Origin of the sequence: Pseudoalteromonas luteoviolacea, from assembly GCF_018100925.1 — a bacterium.
GTDB lineage: Bacteria > Pseudomonadota > Gammaproteobacteria > Enterobacterales > Alteromonadaceae > Pseudoalteromonas > Pseudoalteromonas obscura.
The window spans coordinates 63,031-75,945 of the sequence record NZ_JAGJEH010000013.1; the positions used below are offsets into that span (position 1 = coordinate 63,031).

3 protein-coding genes are annotated in these 12,915 nt (G+C 48.0%); all 3 read right to left on the bottom strand.

Annotation, left to right across the window (positions count from 1 at the left end):
• Positions 1 to 111: 111 nt before the first annotated feature.
• The 3 genes from J8M00_RS23280 to J8M00_RS23290 all read right to left on the bottom strand — a co-directional run bounded on the left by J8M00_RS23280 (position 112) and on the right by J8M00_RS23290 (position 12,735).
• The gene (locus J8M00_RS23280) at positions 112 to 3,924 is read right to left on the bottom strand and encodes a non-ribosomal peptide synthetase (RefSeq protein WP_211012838.1); all 3,813 of its coding nucleotides are present in this window, start codon (positions 3,922 to 3,924) and stop codon (positions 112 to 114) included.
• On the bottom strand, positions 3,921 to 9,500 hold the full coding sequence (locus J8M00_RS23285; RefSeq protein ID WP_211012839.1) for a non-ribosomal peptide synthetase: 5,580 nt from the start codon (positions 9,498 to 9,500) through the stop codon (positions 3,921 to 3,923). The genes J8M00_RS23280 and J8M00_RS23285 overlap by 4 nt, the downstream gene beginning before the upstream one ends.
• Positions 9,501 to 9,567: 67 nt before the next feature.
• Complete coding sequence (locus tag J8M00_RS23290; RefSeq protein WP_211012840.1) at positions 9,568 to 12,735, bottom strand: amino acid adenylation domain-containing protein; 3,168 nt, start codon at positions 12,733 to 12,735, stop codon at positions 9,568 to 9,570.
• Positions 12,736 to 12,915: the final 180 nt, after the last annotated feature.

Genomic DNA, 12,915 nt, shown 5'->3' on the forward strand with positions numbered 1-12,915 from the left:
GCAGGACGAGAAGCGTTGATAAAAATTTAGAAAAATAAGACAAAAAGCATTAAAAGGGGCGTTTGTTACCCAAACGCCCCTATAAACCAGCCTATTTTTCGACGGATAGCGTTAGCTAATTTGAGTAGCAACCGCATTAAATAACTGCGGATGACGCACCACTTCTTGGTGTCCAACATCGAGCTGTTCAACCACCATTGACGCGCCATGGCTCGCCAATTGCGCACTGTAACCATCAATGTCACTGGCCAAACGCTCTGCAGACCACAAGACATGAGTTAGCAATGTTTCTGGCAGGTTTGGTAAAGTGCACTTCACAGCACGCAATGCCTTTAAACGCTCACTCTTGGTAAAGGTATCCGCCAATTGCTGTGCGGAGATCGCATTGTAAGGCAGCGGCAACTCGTCAACAACAGATTGCCAAAATGCCTGCAAATGCGTGCTCAATGTACCACTTTCCAGCTCGTTATCAGCAAGTAGCGGCGCAAAATAACTGTCTATGCGTTTTGTCCATGTCTCACCGCCGTTATCAACCACCAGCGTTAAAAATTCGCTGACCGCATCTAACTGAGAGAGGTTGCGTGTGTGTGCGGTTGGGATCCACGAATCAGCCAAGTACAATTGCGTGACATGCTGTCCAGCTGCATCCAACAAGGTTGCCACTTTTGCTGCTAGTAAGCCGCCCATAGACCAGCCCAACAACTCGATATGCTGCCCAGCAAATTGCGCGATGATTTTGTCCGCGTAACTTTGAGCCAATGCATCAAAGTCATCCACGGCAAGATCAGCATTATTTGGCTCAAGGGCAAATAAGTTGACCTGCTCATTCAACTGCTCTGACAGAGCGCGATAACTCAGGGTCAATCCCAAGCCATCATGGCAGCAAATAACCTGACGATTACCTGCTTTGTGGCTATTCAATGGTATGATCTGCTCAGCTGCCTCTGTGCTGAGTACGTCCGCCAATTTAGCAACGCTCGGTGCTTGGAATAAAGTCCCTAAATCAAAGTGCAGCTCCGAGGCCTCTCTATCCGCCCAGCGCTTAACCAGTTTGATCGCCGCAATAGAGTGTCCACCTAATTGGAAAAACGAGGCGCTGCGGCTGACTTTATCCAGCTCCAGTACTTGTGCAAAGACTGCTGCGAGTTTTTCTTCCAACTCCCCTTGCGGCGCTTCATAGGCCAATGTCTGACTCGAGAATGAAGGCAGAGCCTTGCGATCAACTTTGCCGTTACCCAACCGTGGCCACTGTGCCACCACCATAAATGCCGATGGGATCATCGCGTCTGGTAAATCCCGCGACAACGCATTTTGCAGCGCTTGCGTCGCTTCACTACCCAGTGCCCCATCCGCATAATGATTAGCAATGAGGTAGGCATTTAAGCTCACCTGTCCATCCATTTTATCAGCAACCACAAGCGCATGGTCAATGCCCTCTAATTGCTCAATACACGCCGCAACTTCACCCAGTTCAATCCTAAAACCACGTACTTTTACTTGGTCATCTTTACGCCCTAGAATCATCACCGCGTTGTCAGGCATGTAACGAGCGAGATCGCCTGTGGCGTAAACGCGTTGATTAAATTCACTGTGTACCGTAAAAGCTGGGTGCTCTGGCTGACCCAAATACCCTTCACTCAATTGCGCACCCGCAATAAATAGCTCGCCCACTTCACCATAACTACATAGCTGTCCCACTTGATTGAACACATACGTATTCGTGCCAGCAAAGACCTTACTGAGCTTAGCCACACCACCATCGCCAGCCACATAGCGATGACACATCACCCCAATGGTAGCTTCACTTGGCCCATAGTGATTATAAATTTCACTGTGCGGCGCCCACTGCTGTAGTGAACGCAAGAAGGTGTTTGGACACGCTTCACCACCAAGTATAATTTTTTGCGGGAAATAAGGCAGCGCTTTTAAGTCGCACAGAGCCTGTAGATGAGAAGGCACAATTTTAATACAGTCAATCTGATACTCTGATAAAAACGCCTCAAACGCAGTGCTGTCCATACTTTGCTTTTCACTGGCAATGTATAGTCGCTTACCGAGATATAAGGCATTAAATAAGCAGGTATAACCCAAATCTGCCGCCACAGTCGCTGTCAGCGCAAAATTATTTTGCTCAGACAAATCGAGAGCGTCACACGAAGCCGCACAATACGCACTCAGCTGTTGCTGGCCGATACGTACGCCCTTTGGTGTGCCCGTCGAGCCAGAGGTGAAAATACTGTAGGCCAGACTGGTTTCAAGTGACGCCAGTGGTGGCAACTCTGCATCACTCTCTACCTGCAATGTCGCCAATGTCACACCAAATTGCGTTGATTGCGCTATCATGGTGGCATTATCAAACTGGGCGACGACCTTATCGACACGCGCCTGCGGCCAGCCTGGATCTAATGGCACAAAGCCAAAGCCTGCACGCATACTGGCGAGCATCGCCACGATTAGGTCAGTACTTCTTGGTAAAAATAATAATACCGGCTGCGTTGAATCAGGCTGTCTGGCCATAAGCCCCTTTGCAGTGAGTTCAACTTGTTGCCATAGCTGGCCATAAGTGAGTGTGCTGTTTACATCAGTAAGTGCCACAGTGTCAGCGTTGGTATTGGCAAAGCCCGCAACACGCTTGACCACCGTTTCGGCAGGTGTTGCTAATTGAGCACCATTGATGGCCAATAGCTGTGATTTATGTACGTCACTTAAAATGCTGATATCAGAAGATTGGGTATGAACCTCTGCTGATTGAATAACACGCAACACCTGAGCCAGCTGCGCAAGCAAACTACCCACCGCAGCAGCAGAAAAACTGTTTTGGCAGTAATTTAATGTCAAAGCGCCTTGTTGAGAAACGGCCAAGTTTAGTGCTTGGTGCTGATTCACCTGCCAATCAGGCTGCGCGCTGCGCAGTGGAATTACTGCGTCTGTTGCATTGATTGTGGTATTGAGCTGTGCCAAAGAAATGCTTTGCGCCACCTGACGATGATTTTCACACTGCTCGTTTAACGCTCCTAACCAGCTGTGCAAGCTCTGTTCTGGCTGATATTCCACAATGAGCGGTAAGCTTTTCGCATATCGGCCCAAAGCTCCTTCAAATGCCTCGTCTTCAAGACGTGGATCATAATGCAGTGTAGTCAAAAAGCGTGGTGTTGTTGCTAAGCGCGCCATCAACCACCACCATGCATATTGTGCAATGTTCTGCGCTGAAGTATCTAATGTACCGGCAAACTGCGAGACACCCTGCCACAGTGCAGCATCAATATCATAGTGAATTTGCGTATGGCTGCGTTCACCTTCACTGACCGTGCCCATATTATAGGGCAGTTGCAATGGTGTCGGGATATCACCCGTTAAATAATTTTGCCAGTATACTTGGCCCGCTAAACCATCTTCATCATGCAACATCTCTTGCTGCCAGGCGACAAAATCAGGAAATTGCAATGCCTCTTCATCATCTGGCTGACCACTAATGATGGTGGCAATGATTTCCAATGATGGTAAATCCAAAGCACCAGCAAAACCACGCAGCGCCAAATAGCTCTGCTCTGGGGTATGGATGCGAGTCAGATGCAGATTGCAGCCTGCATTAGGCGCAATTTCAACTGGAGAGATCATCGCCAGTTGAGCCAAACTCGGTGCATCGGCCTTTGTCCACTCAGCACTATCCACCTTTATTCTGGCGTCACGGCTTGGTACGGCACGCAGTCCTTTAAAACCTTCGACCTGCTGATAGTTTGAAGCCAAACTAAGATGAGATTGCACTAGTTCGTCGCCGCAACGCTGGATCTCTTGCAAACTCGCTGAACAAGGCACTAATAACTGCACCAATGTTGACGTGTTTTCGCCCTCTGCCACAAAGCTCTGCTGGTTTGCAGTCAGTACGACACCTTGTTGATATTCTTCGATGTACTCTGTGATCATGCTAAACACTCCTGCTCTGCTTGTGCTGTATTCGCTTCAGCTAATTGTTGTTGAGATACCATATCACCCATAGCAACAACGATTTTTCTCGGCTCTTCATAAGGGTCACGAGCATGGGCTGCTAACATGTTGTCGAGCATCACCACGTCGCCTTTTTGCCAAGCGAATCGAACCGCACAGCGCTCATAGGCTTCGCCAATAAGAGTCATTTCTTCATAGCTGATAGGTGAGCCATCTCCAAAGAACACATTGCGCGGTAAATATTCGTGGCCAACCATCTCTATCAGGTCCTTGCGCACGCTTTCTTCTAAGCAAGATTCATGGTGTAACTGTACCTGGTTAAAGAAAGAGTCTTCGCCCGTGAGGTGGTGCTTAATCACACCATGGGTTTTAGTGCGAGTTTGCAAGCCACCATTATCTAGCCAACGGAATTCGGTATTGCTGGCGGTCAGCCGTGCTTCAACTTCCGCTTTGTCGTCAGTTTTGTAAAAATCCTGCCAAGCGACATCAAGATTCGGAATAAAGTTACGAACATAAAGTAGTTCTTTTTCTTTAATTTTTGCAACCAACTCTTGCGGTAACTCTTTGAGCATACGACGGCAATCCACAATCGGCGTCGCACCGCCAACCACGGATGGCAACTCACAGAAGAACCATTGCTTGCGCGGCCACTTATCTAAGTGAGAACTCTCATTGTGATACAAAATCATTTGGCGCTCAGGGTAAGGCGTCGACTTATATGTTTTCTTACCACCTTCTTTTTTCGGCAAGTCGCCATATTGGCCATATAGCCCCGGCTGAATCGCATCGGCAAATGACTCAAACTCTTGCGGTGATTGCAGCGCGAAGTTTCTAAATATAATGCCGCCGTACTGCTTTAAATAACTGTCGATTACATCACGGTTATTACTTGCCCAGTTGATTGGGTCAAGGTCAGGGGACGTCGGCTCTACGAGAATGGGAAACTGCTCAGTGTCTGGTAAAAAATACGTTTTTATCGGCGCAGCAGGTGCCTTTGCACGTTTTTTAAGACCTTTCTTTAATCCTGAAAATGAATTTCCGCGGGCGGCTTTTTGCATAGTTTTAAATTCCTGAATCATTGGCGAAATTACATTGCGAACAGGCTGTTCGCTCATCTCCATGAGTTGCAATACGCATTGCTGCCAACGCCCCAACCATTGCTGCATACTCTCTGGGTTGTAAAGTTGTTTTCTAAACACCCACTGGCATTGCAACTCATCCGCCTCAATGACGAAAAGCGCACTGTCAAATTTACTGCTAATCGCACTGAGGCTGTCGGCAGGTTCAAGGCTAATTTCATCCATCATCCACTGCTGTTGTGGCGTGTTTTGCATGACAAATAACTGCTGTACGAGTGGTTGAAGATTGTTCACCCTAGGGGTATCCAATAACTCGGTCAATGACTCCAAACCAAGTGCTTGATGGGCCATCACCTGCAGCGACAACTCTTGAGTTTGTCTAATAAAATCAATAATTAAAGCATTTTCATCAAGCTGACTGCGCTGTGGTAATACTCGTACAAAAAAACCAATCAAGGCCTCAAGCGCCGGGTTATCACGCCCAGCAAAGTCACTGCCAACCACCACATCTGGCTGATCGTTTATGGCATGTAAGAACAAGAAATAACCGGATAACAGCAAGGCATTCAGTGATATTCGCTGCTCATTGGCAAACGCTTTTAAGCGCTTAGTTTGATCTGCATCAAATGCGCCAACCACCAAACCCCCTTCATTACTTAACTGCGCAGGGCGCGGGTAGTGGTTTGGCAATGCACTATTTGCAGGTGCCGCTGCTAAATGGTCACGCCAATAGGCTCTCAGCGCCTCCCCTGATTCACCGCTGAGCAGCGTTTGCTGCCAGTTGGCATAATCCACATAATCGAACTGTAATGGCGACCAACTTGGTGGCTGCTGGCTAGCCAGTGCCTGATATGCCGTTGCCAAGTCACCAATTAATACGCTCATCGACCAACCATCGGAGATAATATGATGGGTGCTGACCGACAGTTGATACTCTCTCTCATCGAGCTGAGTAAGCATGGCGCGCAGCAGCGGCGCCTCAGTTAAATCAAACGGCTGATTTTCAAATTCGCGCTGCAATTGCTGGCTTTGCGCCGTGCGCTCGCCTTCATTTAAATGCGTCAGTACCGTCACAGTCAGTTTAAAATCAAGGTGATCACAGACTTGTATACTGGCTTCACCCAAATGCTCAACAAAGCGCATGCGCAAAGAGGCATGGCGCGCTATCACTAGGTCAAAGGCTTGCTGTAGTAGGTTAATATCTAATGCACCACGCAGTGTGACAGCACCCGAGATATTAAACGCGTGTTTGTCTTGCTCTTTTACTAGTTGATCAGATAGCCACAAGCTCAACTGCGCTGGTGCTAATTCATAACTAGGCTGGGTAGCGACTTTGACCAGTTGAGGTAGCTGAGTATTGTCTGCTTTGTTTAACAACGCGGCTAAAGCAGCCACATTTGGTGCATCAAACACATCTTTTACCGCACAGTTGCACTCTAGGGTCTCACTGATGCGACTGGCCAATTGCAGTGCGCTAATTGAGTCTCCACCTAAAGTGAAAAAGTCATCCTCACGGCCAATCGGCGACGTCTTGAGGACCGTTTGCCAAATGTCGACCAATTGCTGCTCTTGCTCATTCTCAGGCTCAACATAGCCTGCAATTTGGCCATCTTGTGCTTTTGGCAAAGCATGCCTATCAATTTTGCCTGAGTTATTAAGTGGTAATTTATCCAAGACCATGATGACACTTGGCACCATGTAGTGTGGCAACTGCTCTGCTAACTGTGCTTGTAGTGTATTGCTTTCAAGTCCATTCCCTGCCACATAGGCCACCAAACGCGTCCCTGTTGGTAACTCTTCTGCTACCACCACGGCTTCCGCCACAGCTGACTGTTGGTAAAGGTGCGCTTCAATCTCCCCTAATTCAATTCTAAAACCACGAATTTTCACCTGATGATCGGTGCGTCCTAAATATTCTAATTGGCCTGCGCAGTTGTATTTTACTAAGTCCCCAGTGCGATATATACGACTGCCAGCATGGCAAAATGGATTAGCAATAAAACGCTCAGCACTGAGTTCAGGGCGGTTTAAATAACCACGAGCAAGGCCGTCACCCGCAATGTACAACTCACCTGCTACACCATCTGGCACTTGATTCAAAGCGCCATCTAACACATAAAATTGATTAGCACGTACCGTTTGGCCAAGGTGAATATGAGGACCCTCAACCTGCTGGCAAGAAGACCAAATCGTGGTTTCCGTCGGTCCATACATGTTCCACAGAGTGACTTGTTTTTCGAGTAAATCGGCTGCCAGTTCCGCGGGAAGTGCTTCACCACCACATAGGCCTAGCACTGGTTTTTCGATTAAGTTCTGTGCAAGCAGTGCACGCCACCCAGCCGGAGTTGCTTGAATCACAGATACATCCGCCAAAATGGCGGTGCTAAGCTGGTTTTGCTGTTGAGCAATTAATACCTTCGCACCGACATACAACGGCAAATGTAATTCAAGACCTGAAATATCAAACGACAAAGACGTCAGTGCCAACACAGTGTCTTTGCGCTGTAAAGCAAACTTCTCCTGCATTGCCGCTAAAAAGTTGCTGAGGTTTTGATGGCTAATAGCCACCCCTTTTGGTGTACCAGTCGACCCCGAGGTATAAATCACATACGCCAATTGCGCGGGGTGGATAGTGATAGCCGGGGCTTTATCAGCATAACCTTGCAAAGATAAAGTCGCTGTATTGCGCTGATCAACCACTGTTTCCAAGGGTATTGCGAGGTTGTGCAGCACCAACTGCGTACCACTGTGCAAGAGGATATAGTCAATACGTGATTGAGGTAACTTGGGGTCTACAGGGACATAAGCGCCACCAGCACGTAATACAGCCAACATGGCCACCAGCATATCCACATCTCGTTCATACATCAGCGCGACTTTTTGCTCGCTTTGCAAGCCCTCAGCCAACAGATAATTAGCCAATTGCGCACTGCGTGTATCAAGCTGGGCATATGTCAATGAAGTGCCTTGCAAATCAGATACTGCAATGTGGTTTTGATGTGTGGCAAAGTTCTGCACTAACAAAGACATGTAATCTGCGGCTGGCGCAACTGGTGCAGCTTTTAATGGCACCGATTCTACGGCCACATTCCCAAGCGCGGCATCTGGCAAACTGACCAGCTTGGAGGTAAATGCAATAAAGGATGCCAACAAGCGCTCCAGCACTTGCATATCATAGTATTTTGGATCGCCTTCAAATTGGATCAATAAGCTATCGGCTTGCTCAATGACTTCTAATGAGAGCGGGAACTTGGCTTCAAACTTATCAACCACAATGGGCGTCAGTGGCAGTGGCATTGGGCCATCACTGCTGGGCTTGTACTCTGAAAAGTTGTACATGGCTTGGAAGTGACTTTGCTCACCCGTTTGCTGCCAGCCAAGCTCTCTAGCCAGCCATTCGTATGGGATAAGCTGATGCTCAATCACAGTCAGAGTATGCTGTTGTACAGCTCGAGCAACCTCCACCAAGGTACGCTCGGGCAGCGCCTCACTTTTATACAGCTGCGTATTAACAAAAAAGCCAACAATTTCGCTAATATCTGGATGATTTCTGGCAGCCGTAGGCACACCCAATAAAAACTGCTGTGCGTCGCTAAAGCGCGACAACACTATCTGATACAGCGCCATGGTTAACGATGAAACCGTCAAGTTATATTGCTGAGATAGCTGCCTAAGTGCACAGGTTTGCTCGGCAGATAATGGCGCTTTTGCCACCACAGCATAGCGCTCATCGCTCGCTTGCTCAGCTTTTGGTAGTGCAAGATGTTGAGGCTCAAAATTCACATAGTCTTGCCAATATGAACACGCTTGCTGTCCCATTTCAGACTCAAGGGCATTGCGCTGCCACTGGGCATAATCTAAATATCGCAACCCAGTTGGTGATAGTGGCTCACCAAAATAGGCCCGCACTAAATCTCGTAAAGTTAAATTCAATGACCATCCATCACTGGCAATATGATGGTTATCTAACAATAAAATCCCGCCTTTGCCGTACGCTATCCAAGCGGCGCGCATTAATGGCGCACAACTCAAGTCAAACGGCTGAGCAAACCAATCCGTTACTATATTCGAGCCCAACACATCAACCGCTGCGCACACCTGCAACGATGTATCTAACGTCAATATCGACAACGGCACCTGTGCATCTTCAACCAAGTACTGTCTTGGTGTATTGTCATTGCTAAAGCGCGTTGCCAGCGCCTGATGGGTATTTACCAAAGCGTTCAGCGCTGCTTGTAGTTTGTCGATGTCCAAAGCCGTCTCAATGTAAAAGGCACGGGGGACATTGTATGAAATCGACTCCGGGGTTAATTGTTGTTGTAACCACAGCCTTTGCTGTTGAAAAGATAAGTTGCCAAACGTGTCTGGGTGTTTTGGGATCTGGTTATCAATCTCTGGTTGCTCAGCAAACAGCTCACCAAGTAATTCAAGGTCCAGTTCATCTGCAAGCACATCAAGAATATCGTCGTTGTTCATGTGTATCTCGAAAAAAGGAAAAGGGAGTCATCGACTCCCATATACAAAGTTGAATGGATTACGTGTACTAGCTGCCCAAGCCGAGTTTTTGCTGCAGCGCTTTGCGCTGCTCGGGCGATAATGTTGCCAGTTTTAATTGCGTCATGGCGATTTTTTCTAATTTTTGCGGATTGCTATGCTGTGCGCTTAAAGCCGCTGCAAATTTCACTATGGTGGCATTATCAAACACCAAGGTCGGCTCAACATCCATCAGCAGCTGCTGCTTGATGCGCGTCACCAGTTTAATGGCCGCCAGAGAATGACCGCCAAGGTCAAAGAAACTTGCATCACAACTGACTTTGTCCACTTCAAGAATGTTTGCCAGCGCATCCGCTAACCATGTTTCTAATTGCGAGTTGGGCGCAACGTAGTGGCGAGTTTGTAATTTTGCAACGTCTGGCAGCTGACTGCGATCAACTTTGCCATTCGCCAGCAGTGGCAACTGTTCAAGCGCCACAAAAAACTGTGGCACCATGGCTTCAGGTAACTGTTCACGCAAACTGGTTTGAAGGTATTGATTCACATCACCAGTCAATAAGCCTAAGGCTGCCTCGCCTTGATAGCTGAATCCTGTCAGATAAGCCACTAACGCGGTTTGACCAGCCACTTTATGGGCAGTGACATAACAGCCTACCGAAGTAAGGCAGCGGCTCACAGCAGCGGCAACGTCATTGGGCTCAACACGGAAACCGCGAATTTGCACCTGATCATCCTTACGGCCAGATAAGCTTATGCTGCCATCCGGCATATATCTGGCAACGTCACCTGTAGGATAAAGACGCGGTGCCCACGAACTGTCAGTAATAAAGCCTTCGTGCTCCCCTTTACCAAGATAACCACGGGCCAACTGTGTGCCCGCAATATGTAACTCACCTTGCTCACCCATGGCACAAAGCGCGCCTTGCTCGTTCAGAATGTAAATCGAGGTACCGGAAAACGCCTTGCTCAACTTGGCGACAGTGCCAGCAAAGCTGGTTAAGTCATGATATTGGTGAGACAACACACCGACGGTCGCCTCCGTTGGGCCATAGTGATTATAGATTTCTGTGCTTGGGCTAAGTTGATGAATTTTTTGTAGTAAAGTCGGCGCACTCGCCTCTCCACCCAAAACTAATTTTTGCGGCAGTGCTTTGGGCTCAGCTTCCAATAACGCTTGCAAATGTGAAGGCACAATTTTCACCACCTCAACCTGATGCGCCGTGACAAATTGCGCAAAGGCCTGTCCTTCTCTGACCGCTTGCTCAGGCGCAACGATGAGGCTGCCCCCATTATAAAAAGCGTTAAACAAACAGGTGTTACCAATGTCCGCCGCCACGGTTGAAGTCAAGCCATAACGCTCAGCCCCCAAATTAAGTGCCTCACTGGAGCCAAAGCAATAATGGGCCAATTGGCCATGCTCAATCACCACGCCTTTGGGGGTGCCCGTAGAGCCTGAAGTAAACAACACATAGGCTGCTTGCTGGGCATTAGGTAAAGCAATGGTGTCCACGGTAGTAAGTTGTTCAGCTTCACTGAGTAGCGCCGCTAAACCTAAAGCATGGTCATTGCTTTGCTCGCTAATATGGCACGAGGCGCCCGCCGCAGAGATGATCTGTGCTTGGCGTGCTTCGGGCCAGACCGGATCAACCGGACAGTATGCCGCACCCAAACGTTGAATGGCTAAAATCACCAAAACTTGCTCAAAGCTGCGGGGTAAAGCCACTGTGACGATGTCATTACTGACTACGCCTTTATTTTTCAGTACCTGAGCAATGCGCAGCAAACGGTTATCTAATGCAGCGTAATCAAGGCTTTGCTGCCCATCGGTCAGTGCCAACACATCATTTTGCTGCGCAAACTGCGAGATTTTCTCAAATAGCAAAGGCACATCAGTGGCAGGGCGATTGATTCCCAAGTAGCGCTGCTGTTCTTGTTCAGTGGCAATTTGCAGTGCACCAACTGGCGTGTGAAGCTGGCTATCCAATTGCATTAGTAGCTGCTTATATTGCGCGAGCAATGTCTGAACAGCATCACCACTGTAAGCTTGGCTATCATAACGCAGTGTTAACACCGCCTCATCTTCTTGCAGCACACACATCAAATGCAGCTCACTGCCATCATCTAAGCGCAGTAGCTGGCCCTGCACCTCTCCATGCCACACCTGCATCAGACAGCTCGGCGCAGTGTTTATGCCATATTCGGCGAGGCCAGCAAAGGACTCAGCCCATTCAACATGCTGCTCATTTTGAAAGTCGAAGTGAGTCAACCAAGCACTGAGCGTTTGTGTCGGGTTCACTTCAATGGCCAGCGGTAAATGCAATTGATACACACCCAGGGTACCCTCAAGCTCTTCGCTGATCTGTCTGGCATCGTAACCAAGACCAGCGACAAAGCCCTTATTTTGACTGATCCTAGCGAGCAATAACCACCACGTCGCCTGCAATATGACATCAGCGTCCAATTCAAGTTGCTCGGCCAAGTTATCAATGCGCTGCAATAACGATGAGTCCAAAGTGTACGTCTGACTTTGCTGGGCCTGCCTATCACTGACTTCTGGCGCTTTGCGGTAAGGCAAGTGAAAATGTTTATCTAACGGTTGTAATTTGCTGCCCACTTGCTGCCAATAAGCCGCCCCTTGAGCCGCCTCTGGCACAGAGTTTGTATCTTGCACCCAAGCTAAAAAATCAGGATATTGGACAACATCGCCATCACATTCAACACCATGCAGTAATGCATCAATATATTCGTAAACACTGGCAATATCTAATACCAGCGCATTGGCATGTACCAATAAGTAGGATTGCTGATTAACATCGAACTGACTCAATTGAATATTGAGCCCCTGTGCTGCATTCAAAGACACCGGGATCAGCTTTGCATGTTCAACAGCCGATAAATCCGCAGCGCAGTCTACAACCTCACAAGAGGGCGAAACAGATTCGACAGGCATCTGATGTATCTCGCCTTGCCCCTCGATTTGAACAAATGCAAACTGTAATACCAGCTGTTGCTCGGCAATTGCTCTCGCTCGCTGACTTAATACTGACACGTTTAATTCTGACGCAATCGGTACCAATACACTATGCATCGCTGGTGTACTGTTCTCATGTGTTGATAGATGTTGTTTTTGTTGAACACTCAGGCCTAGGCCCTGCGGATATGCATCAATATACTTTTGCATCATGCCAAATGTCTCTTGCAGTAAAGTTGGAGCCATTTGGCACACAGGGTTGTATCCAAACAGCCCATTATGAATTAACCAATAATGTGCTTACCCTAGGTGTTTTCAGCCAATCATGTTGGCAGACTCAGTACTCATAACAGTACATTGCAATAGGCATTGTTTGCCCACAATCTAGGGATGTCTTTTAATGACGAGCAAAATAGGATTTTTTTT

Bases quoted from the DNA above. Each gene is read 5' to 3' on its own strand.
- J8M00_RS23285 (WP_211012839.1), bottom strand. From the start codon at position 9,500: ATGAACAACGACGATATTCTTGATGTGCTTGCAGATGAACTGGACCTT.
- J8M00_RS23290 (WP_211012840.1), bottom strand. From the start codon at position 12,735: ATGGCTCCAACTTTACTGCAAGAGACATTTGGCATGATGCAAAAGTAT.
- J8M00_RS23280 (WP_211012838.1), bottom strand. From the start codon at position 3,924: ATGATCACAGAGTACATCGAAGAATATCAACAAGGTGTCGTACTGACT.